The 15,510-nt window shown below is 53.7% G+C and carries 10 protein-coding genes; 5 read left to right on the top strand and 5 right to left on the bottom strand.

Features of this window, described 5'->3' with window-relative positions; genetic code table 11:
• The first annotated feature begins 75 nt into the window (after nt 1-75).
• Entirely contained in the window at nt 76-4,599 is a 4,524-nt protein-coding gene (locus MIB40_RS04930; protein WP_249691515.1) for a LamG domain-containing protein, read from the top strand.
• On the opposite strand, the gene ntrC is transcribed toward MIB40_RS04930, so the two are convergent.
• The 4 genes from ntrC to glnA form a co-directional block, all read right to left on the bottom strand.
• Nucleotides 4,596-6,026, bottom strand: a complete 1,431-nt coding sequence (gene ntrC / locus MIB40_RS04925) for a nitrogen regulation protein NR(I) (protein WP_249691513.1) — start codon at nt 6,024-6,026, stop codon at nt 4,596-4,598. The genes MIB40_RS04930 and ntrC overlap by 4 nt on opposite strands.
• A gap of 15 nt (nt 6,027-6,041) precedes the next feature.
• The gene (glnL, locus tag MIB40_RS04920; protein ID WP_249691511.1) at nt 6,042-7,106 is read right to left on the bottom strand and encodes a nitrogen regulation protein NR(II); all 1,065 of its coding nucleotides are present in this window, start codon (nt 7,104-7,106) and stop codon (nt 6,042-6,044) included.
• A 230-nt stretch (nt 7,107-7,336) separates the two neighbouring features.
• A complete protein-coding gene (locus tag MIB40_RS04915; protein WP_249691509.1) occupies nt 7,337-7,936 on the bottom strand; it encodes a DUF4124 domain-containing protein in 600 nt (199 codons plus the stop codon).
• A 112-nt stretch (nt 7,937-8,048) separates the two neighbouring features.
• The gene (glnA, locus tag MIB40_RS04910) at nt 8,049-9,455 is read right to left on the bottom strand and encodes a glutamate--ammonia ligase (RefSeq protein ID WP_249691507.1); all 1,407 of its coding nucleotides are present in this window, start codon (nt 9,453-9,455) and stop codon (nt 8,049-8,051) included.
• Nucleotides 9,456-9,840: 385 nt separating this feature from the next.
• On the opposite strand from glnA, the gene thiI reads away from it, so the two are divergent.
• The 4 genes from thiI to dtd all read left to right on the top strand — a co-directional run bounded on the left by thiI (nt 9,841) and on the right by dtd (nt 14,732).
• Entirely contained in the window at nt 9,841-11,292 is a 1,452-nt protein-coding gene (thiI, locus tag MIB40_RS04905) for a tRNA uracil 4-sulfurtransferase ThiI (protein ID WP_249691505.1), read from the top strand.
• Nucleotides 11,293-11,374: 82 nt separating this feature from the next.
• Nucleotides 11,375-13,192, top strand: coding sequence for a translational GTPase TypA (gene typA, locus MIB40_RS04900; RefSeq protein WP_249691498.1), 1,818 nt, complete (start codon nt 11,375-11,377; stop codon nt 13,190-13,192).
• A 112-nt stretch (nt 13,193-13,304) separates the two neighbouring features.
• A complete protein-coding gene (pip, locus tag MIB40_RS04895; RefSeq protein ID WP_249691490.1) occupies nt 13,305-14,279 on the top strand; it encodes a prolyl aminopeptidase in 975 nt (324 codons plus the stop codon).
• Nucleotides 14,280-14,291: 12 nt separating this feature from the next.
• Nucleotides 14,292-14,732 carry a D-aminoacyl-tRNA deacylase gene (gene dtd, locus MIB40_RS04890; RefSeq protein ID WP_249691487.1) on the top strand — a complete coding sequence of 147 codons (441 nt, stop codon included), beginning with the start codon at nt 14,292-14,294 and terminating at the stop codon, nt 14,730-14,732.
• A 56-nt stretch (nt 14,733-14,788) separates the two neighbouring features.
• Here dtd and MIB40_RS04885 read toward each other — a convergent pair whose 3' ends face one another.
• Nucleotides 14,789-15,502: a 16S rRNA (uracil(1498)-N(3))-methyltransferase gene (locus MIB40_RS04885; RefSeq protein WP_249691485.1), complete on the bottom strand. Its 714-nt coding sequence runs from the start codon at nt 15,500-15,502 to the stop codon at nt 14,789-14,791.
• Nucleotides 15,503-15,510 lie beyond the last annotated feature (8 nt).

Here is a 15,510-nt window from a genome sequence, read left to right as displayed (position 1 = left end):
CCGGTTGCCGTCAATCCGTTACAGTCCTTTTTGGTATTTCAAACTGCACACAATTCCAATCGCCCATCGGGCTCCATGTTAAGAGGCAGAATTCTGGACGCAACGACTCTGGAGTTTGTACGAGTTACCAATGAAACCAGTACCATAGATATTAAATGGTCTGTGGCGGAATTTAATGACGGCGTACGAGTACAACGGGGCAGTCTGCAACAGAGTAACTCGGTTAATAATGTCAGCCTCCCGCTCAGGATTAATCCTTCGCAATCATTCCTGACCTGGTCTAAAAGCACGGGTGCCGGTGATAGTCAGTGGGGTAGCGATGATCCTGTGTCAGGGCGTGTAATTAACGCCAATACCTTGAGGTTTTCTGCTGATCAAGGCAATGGTGTTCACACTATCTGGTGGCAGTTGGTTGAATTTACAACACCCGGTGATATCAATGTTCAACACCTGGTGACCTCGATGAGTCGAAGCAGAAGGAGTATCAATCTATCGATTGGCCGTGTCGATCGCAGTCGATCTTTTACCTTGATAGGCCACATCAGCGAAAGCGGTACTTTGCAAGAGGTTGGTGCCCGAATGCTGAGCAGCGAGTTCAGCAATGATAATAATGTGCGAATCGAACGAGAACTGAACGGTCCCGCCATCGATGAAATCAGTGTTCAGGTGATCGAGCTGATGGATGGTTCTAGGGTGCAAACGGGATTGCAGCAATTAGCGTCGGGAGCCGCCAATGCACAGTCCGCCATTAGTGCTGTAGATCCTGCTCGGTCGCTGGCTTTTGCTTCATCACAAGCGGTGGCGGGTCAGAGCCTGGGTCGCACCCGGTACGATCAAAATGACAATATCGGTGTCGCCTCGGTGGTCATGGATCTGTCGGCCAATGTGCTTTCTCTTAATCGAAATAATACAGCGGATGACGCGTGGGTTGGCTGGAATCTGGTTGAGTTTTCGGGCAGTGGCTTATTACCCGATCCGATCGGTTTGTGGCATCTGGATGAGACGCTTTGGGATGGTACTGCTGGGGAAGTGGTCGATAGCAGTGGTAATGGAAATAATGGCGTAGCAGTCGGAGGCGCGCTCACAAGCACGGTGAGTCCTCGCGCTATAGAGGGAGATCCCGGTACCTGTAGCTATGGTGTGTTTGATGGGGTTAATGGCTACGTAGAAATTGCTGATGATGCGCTACTGGATTCAGGGGCTAACTTTACGGTGGCTGCCTGGGTACGTGTTGGGCAATTCCCTGGCTCGGATTTGAAAACCATCGTATCCAAGGATACCAATTACGAATTTCACGTTAGACCCGATGGACGGATAAACTGGTGGTGGCAAACTCAGGGTCCTGCGGCTACTCGGGAAATTAATTCAACAACAGCGCTTGTCGTTGGGCAATGGCATCATGTCGTTATTCGCCATTCGCCCGGAGCGCAAAGTATCTTTATCGACGGTTTGCCCAGTGGTAGCGCTAATTTCAGTGGCACGCCTCAAGTTAATAGTTTGCCGCTTTCGATTGCCGATGATCGGATTGCAGCTCGTCGCTTTAACGGTGACATTGATGAGGTAAGAATTTACGAGCAGTCTCTGACGGCGGCGCAGATTGTTGATGTGATGAATCTAACTCATCCATGCAGCTCGAACTCGACAGAATGCGTAGCGAGTTTTCCCAACGCATTACAAACACACAGTATTGGGGCCGGAAATATTGGCAGAATAACCTTTAATTCGCAGGCGCAAATTACCAATCCGAGCGACATCTTTTTGTTCTCCGACACGGTCGATTTTCTTTTGGGAAGCTGTGGCGGCTTCTTGCCTTGTTTAACCAATAACACCGCAGTCGATCAACTCGATGCAGGCAGTTTTCCCGATACCAGTGGTTTTACCGCCAATCTGAACGTACCTAATGACCGAACGGATACCATTGGTGATGTGGGGGATTTTCAGTACAACCGAATACGTGTGAGAGATCGCGCTACCTTAAATATCAGTCCCAATCAGAGTCGATACTTTATTGATCGATTACAGCTCAGTAATGATGCCACGCTGAACCTCGTGGCGGGTGATTATTGGATTAGAAATTTCAGTGTTGGCAGCCGCGTGGCCATCAATGTAATCAATTCAGGAACGGCGCGTGTATTTGTTCAGGATAATGTCACTTTGGGTAGCGATTCTCTGATCAACTCTCCTGCTGCGAATACGACCGGGGATCCGAGTCGTTTATTATTCTACGGATATGGTCAGATTCAGACTCTGGATCGGACGACGATGTCAGCAATTGTTTACGCTAAAAATCGAGGGATCTTCGGTAACGACAGCCGGAATTTTGGTGCGGCAACAGCAGAGCGTCTCAATCTGAATGATCGCGGGCAATACACCTACGACGCTGGGGCATTAAATAATGTTGATTGGGGAGATCTCTGTACCGGCGTGGGCTCTGTCGTTGACCACTTCACGCTCAGTCACGCCAACAGTGCGATCTTTTGTGACAGCGGCGGTGTGTTGGTAACCGTCAGTGCCAGAGATCTGCAAGACAATGTGGTGGACGATTATACCGGCGAAATTACTCTGGATACCCAGACGGGGCGAGGCGAGTGGAGCTTGGCGCAAGGCAGTGGCAGTTTTGCTAATGGCGCAAGCGATGATGGTTTGGCCACGTATCAATTTGCCACAGGTGATCTGGGTATTGCGCAATTTCTATTAGTCTACAACGATGGCACACCCACGGTGCCCTTGCCGGCTAATGTGACGCTACGAGTGTATCAAACGGATGACCCAGGCATTCGAGATGACGGTACCTCGGGTTCGATTGCTTATACCCCTGATGGTTTTACGCTGACGGCCAACAGGCTGCCCAACCCGCCTTCGGCCCCCCTTGATAAGCAGATACCTACCCAGGTGGCAGGTATCGATTTTGATATGCACATCGCAGCCTTTGGCCAGACCGAAGACGATCCTCAATGTGGTGTTATCGAATCCTATGAGGGCAGTAAAGATCTGAGCCTCTGGATGACGCGGAGTAATCCAGTAGCAGGTCCCATTGTGGTCACGCGTGCCGGGACGCCACTGGGTGACGGTGAAACGGCGGCAACGATCCACCGGATTAACTTCGCACAGGGACAGGCGGTTCTTGGCAGTCTGAATTACAAAGATGTTGGTGACCTTCGTATTGGCGCCAGCGAGGGTACCTTGCCGATTCGAGGCGAGTCGGAAAATTTTGTGGTACGGCCCTACGAGCTGCGGGTGTCATCGATTGCTGAAACCGCTAACGCCAGCAACGTTAATCCCTCGCCACAACCACCGACTCCGGTGTCGGCAAATGATGCCCTGTTCGTTGCCGCGGGTGATCCCGTAACCGTGATGGTCGATTCCCTTGATGCGGATGGCGATATCACCCCCAGCTTTGGCGCCGAGGGTGAGGAGGTCGGTTTTGATACCAGTCTTCTGCAACCATCAGGAGGTGTGAATCCCGGTTTGGTTGATCTGGGCGGCACGATTACGGGAGGTTCCTACGAAGGTCAGCAGCGTTGGGATGAAGTTGGTTCCCTGTCGGTGCAGGCCAAGGTGCTCGATGGCAATTATCTGGGGATTGGCCTTACGGAGACTCGCTCTATCCTGAGGGACTCGGTAGCGGTGGGTCGTTTTGTTCCTGCTTATTTTGACATCAATGCCAATACACCGGCACTGAGCAATGGAGAGTCCGGTTGGGCCTGCGCCTTTACCTATCAGGGGCAGCCTTTTGGTTTCCAGACCGATCCCGTGATTACCGTTACTGCTTATAGCCGAGTTAATTCGGTCACGCTTAACTACGGCAATAATCTGTGGAAGCTGACAGGCAATCTTGATGGTCGCAGTTACACCGATGAGGCGGGCCTGGGCGGGGATCTGCAAGTGGACAGCAGTGCGACCAGCGTGAGCCTGGCCGGAGCCAATAATTTTGATGGTCTGGGCACATTGACCATCAGCGATGAGTTGCTGAGTTATGAAAAAAACGCGATAAGGCCCGCAGCAAATGATATTCCGTTTTCCGCTTTATTGTCTCTGGGCCTGGCTGCCGAAGATCTGATGGACAATGACGGGGTGTGCTATCGCGGGGCCGGCGGTAGCGGTGTCAACTGTGAGAGCTTTGATATAAGTGGTATCACGGGCACCCAGATTCGTTTTGGTCGTTTACACATCGAGTCGGCTTTTGGCCCCGAAGTATTGCCTCTGGATCTTCCCGTGAGAATTCAGCAATGGGATAACCTCAGCGGCCAGTTGGGTTTTGTCGATAATACGAGTGACAGCTGTACGCAGCTGTCGCCGATCCCTTCGGTGTCCGACTTCAGTATCCAGCTGAGCGATTACAGTGGCAATCTGGGGGCGGGTGAAACGGTGCCAGCCTGGCCCGGGTTTATCGCCGGAGCGGGAGCGCTCAATCTGAGTGCTCCCGGCAATGGCAACGAGGGATCGGTCCGGGTTGAACTGGTGGCCCCCGCGGGTAATGACTGGTTACTGTACGACTGGTTCAGTCTCGGCGTACCGGCCAATCCCAGTGCCGTCGCTACCTTCGGCGTATTTCGTGGCGAGCAGCCGATGATTTATCGCCGTGAAGTGTTCCGTTAACCATCGCTCTCCGCCGTATCCGGCTCGGCTTCGCCCATCTCCAGCTCCTTGATTTTACGGGTCAGGGTGTTGCGGCCCCAGCCTAGCAGCAAGGCGGCATCGCGGCGTCGGCCGGCAGTATGCTTGAGTGCGACGTCGATCATAATGCGTTCAAAACTGGGTACGGCGCTGTCCAGCAAGGCGCTGTGGCCCTTACTCAGTTCCTGGTCGGCCCAGTTGCGCAGAGCCTGCTCCCAGTTACTGGTGGTGGTGCCCTGCTCGCTTTGCTCGGTGAGCTCCGGTGGCAGATCGGACGTCAGTACTTCTCGTCCCGATGCCATGACGGTGATCCAGCGACAGGTGTTCTCCAGCTGCCTGACATTACCCGGCCACGCCAGGTTGCACAGAAACTCTTCGGTTTCGGGCTTCAGCAGCTTGGGCTCAACCGCCAGCTCCTTGGCGGCCCGATTGAGAAAGTGCCGAGTTAAGAGGGGAATATCCTCGCGGCGATCGCTGAGCTTGGGAATGTGAACACGAATCACGTTGAGCCGATGAAACAGATCTTCGCGAAAACTACCAGCTGTTACCAGGGTCTCCAGGTTCTGGTGGGTGGCGGCAATGATACGGACATCGACCTTAACGGGCGTGTGACCCCCGACGCGATAAAATTCACCATCGGCCAGCACGCGTAGCAAGCGGGTCTGGGTTTCGGCCGGCATGTCTCCGATTTCATCCAGAAAAAGAGTTCCACCATCGGCTTGCTCGAAGCGTCCCTGGCGTTGTCCGGCGGCGCCAGTGAATGAGCCCTTCTCATGTCCAAACAACTCAGATTCCATCAGGTCTTTTGGAATGGCCGCCATATTGAGAGCAATAAAGGGATTCTCTTTGCGCGGGCTATGCCGGTGCAGGGCGTGAGCGACCAACTCTTTACCGGTACCCGATTCGCCGTTAATCAACACCGTGATATTGGATTGAGACAGTCGACCTATGGCACGAAATACTTCCTGCATGGCGGGTGCTTCGCCGATTATTTCGGGTGTCTCCATCGCCTGCGTTTCGGTCTGCTGAGCCTGATTCTCCCGTGCATGGCTTAACGCCCGCTTCACCAGACTGGTGGCCTCATCGACATCAAAGGGCTTTGGCAGATATTCAAAGGCGCCACCCTGATAGGAGGCAACCGCACTGTCCAGGTCCGAATGGGCGGTCATGATAATAACCGGCAGTTCAGGAAACTGCTCCTTGATTTGTGACAACAAGGCCAGGCCGTCGATGCCCGGCATGCGGATATCGCTGATAATCACTTCGGGTTGGCTCTGGCTAATTTTCTGCATCACCTGATCGCCGCTTTCGAAGCTGGCTGTGGTGATGGACTCTTGCTGCAATGCTTTTTCCAGCACCCAGCGTATGGAGCGATCGTCGTCAATTATCCATACGTTGCTTTGGTTCATGTGAGCTCCGGGGGATTAGCAGGAAATGGGAAGATAGATGGTAAAGCTGGTATTGCCTGGCTCGGATTGGCATTCGAGCAAGCCATGGTGTCGAGTAATAATTGAATGGGCAATGCTGAGCCCGAGGCCGGTACCATCGGCCCGGCCGCTGATCATCGGATAAAAAATCTGGTCTTTGATCTGTTCCGGCACACCGGGGCCATTGTCGATCAGATCCAGTCGGGCCACCAGGCGATGGCGTTGACTACCGATGGTAACCTGTCGCTGCGTGCGTGTACGCAGGACAAGCCGGTTAGTGGTTTCGCCGTTATTATCCGCTGCCAACATGGCTTGCATGGCATTACGGGCAATGTTGAGTAGCACCTGCATCAACTGTTCTCGATCGGCGCCAATGTCAGGAATGCTGGGATCATAATCACGCTCAATGGTGACGCTACCCTGAGTTTCGGCATCGAGTAACTGGCAAACACGTTCCAGTACTTCGTGAATGTTCAGGTCCTGAATATCAGGTGGCCTGACGGGCCCCAGCATCTTGTCGACCAAATTGCTCAGGCGGTCGGCTTCTTCGATGATGATGTTGGTGAAGTCTTTCTGGTCAGGGCTGGGCAACTCTCTGGACAACAGCTGCGCGGCACCGCGAATGCCGCCCAGCGGATTTTTAATCTCATGGGCCAGACCACGCACCAGGGTGCGGGTGGTTTCCTGTTTCGAGAGCATCTCCTCTTCTCGGCTAATTCGTTTAAGGCGATCGCGCGGCTGAAACTCGACGATCAGGGAAGAGGGTGGGGCCTGCACTGGAGTCACCACATAGTCTACTTCCAGTTGCGCACCGGTGTGGAGGTAGAGGGTGGCTTCCCACTTGGTGTAAGGGTTGGCATCGCGTGTCGCCTGTAAGAGGGCATCCGTGGCAGAAGGGTTTTCGACAAACAGGTCTGATAGAGGCTGGCCATGTAGCCGGTTATCGCTGGCCTCCATCATTGCCTCGGCGGCCGGATTCATAAAAGAGATGCACAGATGGTCATCCAGCACGACGATGGCTGTGGAAAGGTTTTCAAGAAGCTGTTGATGGAAGCCGGGCATGATTCTCCAGGAGCGAGGAACGGATCTGTCAGCCTAACTGCAAAAGGTGAGCCAAAATGAAACACGCGCCCTGTTATGTGCCGTAGTAGTGAAAACCTTAGGTATTACAGGGGCAAAGATGTGGCAGTTCAACTGACGGGCTTGGTTATTATAGGGATTAAAAAAGCCGATCGCACCATAATGGTGCGATCGGCTTTGAGGCTGCCTTGTCTCGGGTCGAGTTTCGGGTGTTAAGTGGAGCCGCCGCCGGATCCACCACCGCTTCCACCGCCAGATCCACCACCACTACCGCCACCAGATCCACCGCCGCTATTGTTGACGCTGGCACGGTGAACAAAGACTTCAACTCGACTGCTGATAAGGGCTTTACCTTTACGATCTACAACCTGGACTTCCAGGGTGTGAGCGCCCCGATCGACGTTGGTAAGGGAAAAACGAAGGCTTTTCTGCCGCTTGTCAAAGGGTTGGCCGTCGATCAGTAATCGGACACTGTCGCTTTCGCGCATTTCCGGGGTTGTGGCGGCGATAACATCAAAGCTACCGGCGCCGCGAATCGTTTCTCCTGGCTCGGGGGACAGGATTTGCAGAGCCTCGTAACTAAAAGGTGTTGATTCCTCTTCCTCGGAATCGACATTGAGTGGCTTTACCGCCGGAGGAGAGACGGTGGTCATCGGCTTGAGCTTTACGGCTTCGGAATCCTGTCCCTCGGGTGGATTGTCAGTAAAGGTGACATTGCCATCGGCGTCCACCGTTCGGTAGATTGATGAACTCTGTGCCTGGGTACTGACCAAAATGCTGGCAGTGAGTAGAACGATGAGTCGGGTAACCATCTATATGAGCCTCCAGTGCTGTCTCGCTTGAGTATATGCCAATCCTAATGCAAAACAAAAAAGCCCCGCAGTGCGGGGCTCTCAAAACAGCAATTAGGCTGTTAAACCGGTTTTAGACGCTGTAGTACAGGTCAAATTCAACCGGGTGAGTGGTCTGGCTTACGCGTACGCACTCTTCTTTCTTAAGCTCAAGGTAGCCGTCGATCATATCGTCGGTGAATACACCACCGGCCTTGAGGAATTCGCGATCGGCATCCAGGGCGTCCAGGGCTTCTTCGAAGCTGGTCGCAACTGTTGGGATTTCGGCCGCTTCTTCCGCTGGCAGGTCATACAGATCCTTGTCAGCAGCATCGCCAGGGTGCAGCTTGTTCTTGATACCGTCCAGGCCAGCCATCAGCAACGCGGCGAAAGCGAGGTAAGGGTTGGCGGTTGGATCAGGGAAGCGCACTTCGATACGACGGCCTTTAGGGCTGTTGACGTAAGGAATACGGATCGAAGCAGAACGGTTACGGGCAGAGTAAGCCAGCATAACAGGAGCTTCAAAGCCTGGGATCAGACGCTTGTAGGAGTTAGTAGAGGCGTTGGCAAAAGCGTTGATCGCTTTGGCGTGCTTGATCACACCACCGATGTAGTACAGGGCGGTGTCAGACAGACCGGCATAGCCGTCGCCCGCAAAGGTGTTTTCACCGTCCTTGGAGATGGACATGTGAACGTGCATGCCGCTACCGTTATCGCCGACCAGAGGCTTGGGCATAAAGGTGGCGGTTTTACCATAGGCGTGGGCAACGTTATGTACGCAGTACTTGAGGATCTGGACTTCGTCGGCCTTCTTCACCATGGTGTTGAACTTAACGCCGATTTCGTTCTGGCCTGCAGTACCCACTTCGTGGTGGTGCACTTCAACTTCCAGACCCATGGAGTCCATAGCGCCGCACATGGCAGCACGCAAGTCGTGCATGGAATCAACCGGAGGTACGGGGAAGTAGCCGCCTTTAACGCTAGGGCGGTGACCCGTGTTGCCGCCTTCAAACTTGGCGTTGGAAGCCCAGGCTGCTTCTTCGGAGTTGATTTCGTACATGGCGCCTTGCATGTCGAACTTCCACTTGATGTCATCAAAGACGAAGAATTCTGGCTCAGGTCCGAAGAATGCCGCATCACCAATGCCAGTAGACTTCAGGTATTCTTCTGCGCGGGTTGCGACGGAGCGTGGGTCACGCTCATAGCCTTGCATGGTAGAAGGCTCAACAATGTCACAGCGAACGATCAGGGTGCTTTCATCGGTGAAAGGGTCCAGAACGGATGCGTTATCGTCCGGCATCAGGATCATGTCGGATTCGTTAATGCCTTTCCAGCCGGCAATTGAAGAGCCGTCGAACATCTGACCGTCTTCGAAGAACTCGTCGCTTACTTCGCTAGCAGGAATGGAGACGTGTTGCTCCTTACCGCGGCTATCGGTAAAACGCAGGTCGACCCACTTAACATCATTTTCTTTAATCAGTTTCAGAGTGTTCTCTGACATCTCGTTTCCTCCAAAGGGCATTAAATGTGGCAGCCATTAAAGGCTACCTATTCAGCTGATCTGTCCGTTGCCAGGTTGGTGACGATGCAGATACCAAAATCGTGACCCATCACAAAGCAAAGTGTATGCCAGACCTTTTCAAGCGCTGGTTGGCGCGGTATCAGGTCAGTTTTGATGCGTTTGATCTTCTGTCTTCGTCTTTTTCTGCACCAAGTGGGTGCTGATATCTTTTTTTGTGCGCCATTATGGTGCGTTTATTGTCGATACCTGCTTCAGTATGGGGAGTTGCTAAATTAAGAGCGATTCCGCACTGAAGCAGTGCCGAGTCTACCCGCTTTTTGTATAATGTGCCGCCTCTTTTCTTCCCGCCTAGACGAACCATTCTATGAAATTTATTGTAAAGCTGTTCCCCGAGATCACGATCAAGAGTAAGCCGGTGAGAACCCAGTTTGTGAAGAAGCTGCGTCGCAACATCCGCACCTTGCTGAAGACGATTGACTCTGGAGTAGACGTTCAGGGTGTCTGGGATCGGGTCGAAGTCGTCACGTCCAGCGATGATTCGGCTTTGTGCCAGCAGGTCGTTGAACGGTTGGGCAATACACCGGGTATTGCCCATATTCTCGAGGTCAGCCAGCATCGATTTGAAACCTTGCATGATCTGTTCGAGCTTACCCTGGCTGAAGTTGGGGACAGCCTCGAGGGGAAAACCTTTTGTGTGCGTGCCAGTCGCAGCGGTAATCACGAGTTCACCTCCCATGAAGCAGAGCGCTATGTGGGTGGAGGGTTGAATCAGCATACCGAAGCCACCGGGGTCAAACTAAAAGACCCGGATGTAGTGGTGCGCCTGGAAATTCGCCAGAAAACCTTGTCAATCGTCCGTCGTCGCCATGAAGGCCTGGGCGGCTTTCCATTGGGCACTCAGGATCCGGTATTGTCGTTGATCTCCGGCGGTTTTGACTCCACCGTCTCCAGCTTCCTGATGACCAAGCGAGGGGTGAATACCCATTTCTGCTTTTTCAATCTGGGCGGTAAAGCCCATGAGGTGGGCGTCAAAGAAGTCGCCTACTATCTATGGAACAAGTTTGGTGCGTCCCACCGAGTTATGTTTGTTACGGTGCCTTTTGAGGCGGTGGTGGCAGAGATTCTGACGGAGGTCGATAACTCCCAGATGGGGGTGGTGCTCAAGCGCATGATGCTGCGGGCCGCCAGCCAGATCGCCGAAGAGATGGAAATTGAAGCCCTGGTGACCGGTGAGGCGATCGCCCAGGTTTCCAGTCAAACGCTGCCTAATCTGTCGGTCATCGATTCGGTTACTGATCAGTTGGTGTTGCGACCGCTGATAGCTATGGATAAACAGGACATCATCGATATTTCCCGCCGTATCGGCACGGAAGAGTTCGCCAGCCACATGCCGGAATATTGTGGCGTGATTTCGGTGAATCCGACCACTCGAGCGCGTAAGCACCGAGTGGAGCGTGAAGAGGAGCGTTTCGATATGGCGGTGCTGGAAAAGGCTGTCCGCGAGCGCAAGGCGGTGCCGATTAACCATATCGTCGGGGAATTGGGTGAGCAGCAGCGAGCGGACGAAGCCCAGCAGGTTGATACCGGTGAGGTGGTGATCGATATTCGTCATCCCACTGAGCAGGAATTAAGGCCATTGCGGCTCACTGATGTCGAGGTGTTGTATATGCCGTTCTATGAGCTTCATAGCCGTTTTGCCGAGCTGGATGCCGGACGAGAGTACTTGCTCTATTGCGAAAAAGGTGTAATGAGCCAGTTGCATGCCATGCATTTGCGCGATGAAGGCTTTGCCAACGTCAAGGTTTACCGGCCCTGATTGTACTCTTTGCAAACGCAGGCCGTGCATTTGAGCGGCTCTGCTGTATAATTCGCGCTCATTTTTTGTTGAGGTCCGGATTGTGATCGAGAAGCTACGTAATATTGCCATTATTGCTCATGTTGACCATGGCAAGACCACGCTGGTAGATAAGCTACTTCAGCAGTCTGGAACCCTTGAACGTCGTGACCAGGGTGTCGAGCGCATCATGGACTCCAATGATCAGGAGAAAGAGCGTGGCATTACCATTCTGGCCAAGAACACGGCCATTGAGTGGAATGACTACCATATCAACATCGTAGACACCCCCGGGCACGCCGATTTCGGTGGTGAAGTCGAGCGTGTTATGTCGATGGTCGATTCCGTGCTGTTGCTGGTAGACGCTGTTGATGGTCCCATGCCACAAACCCGTTTCGTGACCCAGAAAGCCTTTGAGCGCGGTCTCAAGCCGATTGTTGTCATCAACAAGGTTGACCGCCCGGGTGCGCGCCCTGATTGGGTGATGGATGAGGTGTTTGACCTGTTCGATCGTCTGGGCGCGACCGAAGATCAACTCGACTTCCCGGTTATCTATGCATCAGCACTCAACGGTGTGGCCGGTGACGATCCCGAGAATCTGGCCGAAGATATGACGCCGCTGCTGGAAATGATCTGCGAAAAGGTTCCGGCACCAGAGGTCAGCCTCGACGGTCCCTTGCAAATGCAGATTTCTGCCCTCGACTATAACAGTTATGTTGGTGTTATCGGTGTGGGCCGTTTGACCCGCGGTACGGTTAAGCCGGGCACGCAAGTCGTCGTGGTTGATACCGAAGGTAATACCCGTAAATCCAAAGTACTGGGTGTGATGGGCTACATGGGGCTCGAGCGTGTCGATACTGAGCACGCCCAGGCCGGCGACATCATCTGCATAACCGGTATCGATAAACTCAATATTTCCGACACCATCTGCCATCCCGACCATCCAGAGGCGCTGCCGGCGTTGACCGTTGATGAGCCGACCGTGAGCATGACCTTCCAGGTTAATGATTCTCCGTTTGCGGGCAAGGACGGCAAGTTTGTCACCTCACGTAATATCAGCGAACGTCTTGAGCGTGAATTGATTCATAACGTGGCGTTGCGCGTTGCGGCGGGTGAGACAGCCGATAAGTTCAAGGTCTCCGGTCGTGGTGAGCTGCACCTGTCCGTTCTGATCGAAACCATGCGCCGTGAAGGCTTCGAGATGGGCGTATCCCGCCCTGAAGTGGTCCAGAAAGAAGTGGATGGCGTTATTCAAGAGCCCTACGAGCACGTTGTGATCGACGTCGAAGAAGATCATCAGGGCTCGATCATGGAAGAGATGGGGCTGCGTAAGGCCGAAATGACCAATATGGAGCCTGACGGCAAGGGACGGGTAAAGCTCGAATTTATCATTCCGGCGCGTGGCTTGATTGGCTTCCGTGGCCTGTTCCTGACCCTGACCTCTGGTTCTGGCATCATGACCAGTATTTTTGACCATTACGGTGAAGTAAAAGACGGCGAAGTGGCCTCTCGCCAGAATGGTGTGCTGGTCAGCATGTTGAAGGGTAAGACGGCGGCTTACGCCCTGTTTAACCTGCAGAGCCGTGGGCGTTTGTTCCTGGGTCACGCGGTCGATGTCTATGAAGGTCAGATTATTGGTCTGCATTCTCGTAGCAACGATCTGGCGGTTAACCCGATTAAGGGCAAGCAGCTGACCAACGTACGTGCTTCAGGTACTGACGAAGCCCTCACGTTGAGCCCTCCTGTAACCCACACTCTGGAGCAGGCGCTTGAGTTTATCGAAGACGATGAGCTGGTCGAAGTGACGCCTAATCACATTCGTCTGCGTAAGAAGCTGCTGACAGAGAACGAGCGTAAGCGCGCTTCGCGTAGCAAGGCCTGATCTTAGCCTTTTTGCCTGGTTTAACCGGGTGTCAATAATGCCCCGCAGTCTTTCACTGCGGGGCATTTCAGAGTACTGTTAATGCAGCCCGGTGACCCGCTAAGGATGCATTATGTATACCCTTTATCCTGCCATTAAACCCCGTGAACGTTTTACCCTGAAAGTCGATCCGCCCCACGAACTTTATGTTGAAGAAAGTGGCAGTCCGGACGGCATTCCGGTGCTCTTTGTTCATGGTGGGCCTGGTATGGCCTGTGATAAGCACAGTCGCCGCTATTTTGATCCCGAAGTGTATCGAATCATCCTGTTTGACCAGAGAGGCACAGGCCGTTCGACGCCGCATGCCGAGCTGGAAGGTAACGATACCGAGGCTATGGTGGCGGATATCGAACGGGTGCGAGAGTTTTTGGGGGTCGAGAAGTGGGTTTTGTTTGGCGGTGCCTGGGGGGCAACCCTGGGCCTGCTGTATGCCCAGCGTCATCCTGAGCGAACCTTGGGTATGGTGCTGCGCGGCGTACTCCTGTGTCGTGATAAGGATATTCGCTGGATTTTCCAGGAAGGCGCCAGCCGAGTCTTTCCCGATTACTGGGAAGACTTCTGCTCCCATATTCCCGAACAAGAGCGTGATGATCTGTTGAAGGCGTACAGTCAACGCCTGGAAGGTGCTGACGACCTGGCCCGTATGGGGGCTGCCAAAGCCTGGGCGCAATGGGAAGGTCGTTGCGCCTCCTTGCGCCCTAACCAAAACCTGCTCGATACCTACGCAGATCCCCATCGCGCCAAGTCGATGGCGAGGATGCAATGCCACTATTTTATTAATCGTGGTTTTATTGATGAAAACCAGATTCTCGATAACATGGACCTGATCGCCGATATTCCCTCCATTCTGGTCCATGGGCGCTACGATATGATCAGTCCTCTGGATAACGCCTTTGAGCTGCAAAATCGCTGGCCCAAGGCCGATCTGCACATCGTTCGCGATGCCGGGCATTCGTCGATGGAGCCGAGTATCTCCGATGCATTGATTCGGGCTACCGATGAGATGGCCAGGCGCCTGCGTCCTGAGCTGTGCCCTAATGAAGGTTAGTGCCCAGGCCCTATGAAAGCCCTGTTGCAAAGAGTCTCCAGCGCCAGTGTGGTCGTGGATGGTGAGTCTGTTGGTGCCATCGACGCTGGGTTGCTGGTATTGCTTGGGGTTGAAAAAGACGATACGCCCCAGATTGCCGATCGCTTGCTCGATCGCTTGTTGCGCTACCGCGTATTTAGCGATGAGCAGGGCCGTATGAACCTCAGCCTGGCCGATACCGGCGGTGGCCTGTTGCTGGTCTCCCAATTTACGCTGGTGGCGGATACTCGCAAAGGGTTGCGGCCTGGCTTTAGCGGGGGGGCTTCTCCAGCATTGGGTGAAGAGCTGTACGATTATATGTTGGGGCGGGCGCGGCAGTTACACCCGAAGGTGGCCTGTGGTCGTTTCGGAGCCGATATGAAGGTTAGCCTGCTGAATGATGGCCCGGTCACGTTTCTACTGGAAATGAATTAGCCAAGCCTGAGTTCGCCTGGGCTTGGTGCGAGAGCTGTGTTCTTTGCGGGGCTCGACTAAAGGTCATCCATTAATTTACCCACGATCAATGGGATTGCGTTTTCTACACGCTGGATGCGCGGGCCAATATGAAACCCTTCGAATCCTGTTTGCTCGAGCTTTTCCACTTCGTAGGGAATAAAGCCCCCCTCGGGTCCGATGGCCAGCAGACTGGATTCCTGTATCTGGTGAGGTGCGCTTTCTGCGCATCCCGGGTGGGCGACCAGACAGCGTTTGCCTTCGGCCAGTCTGGGTAGGCGATCTTCCACGAAGGGTTTAAAACGTTTTTCCAGCACTACTTCCGGTAGTTGAGTGTCCCGGGCCTGTTCCAGCCCCAGTAATAGTTGTTGTTGAATGGAGTCGTCGTTCAACCAGGGGGATTGCCAGTAACTCTTTTCGACTCGGTAGCTATTGAGCAGGATGATGTTTTTGATGCCCAGTGCGGTTACCGATTGCAGTACCCGTTTGAGCATTTTCGGGCGCGGCAATGCCAGCAGCAAAGTTAGGGGAAGGGGTTTAGGGGGGGGCTGGTTCAGGCAGACTTCGAGTTCGGCGACCTGATTATCGAGGTGGATAAGTACCCCTTCGCCCATCAAACCATTGATTTGGCCAACCCGAAGTGAGTCGCCAACCTGGGCTCGGTGTACGCTGCGAATATGGTCCAGGCGGCGACCCGTCAGCAGAGCTCGGCCCTGGTGCAGCTCCTCGGCGGACAGCAGAATCAGGTTCATGATGTTAT

Origin of the sequence: Aestuariirhabdus haliotis (genome assembly GCF_023509475.1) — a bacterium.
GTDB lineage: Bacteria > Pseudomonadota > Gammaproteobacteria > Pseudomonadales > Aestuariirhabdaceae > Aestuariirhabdus > Aestuariirhabdus haliotis.
This window is presented reverse-complemented; position numbering and strand designations above follow the sequence as displayed.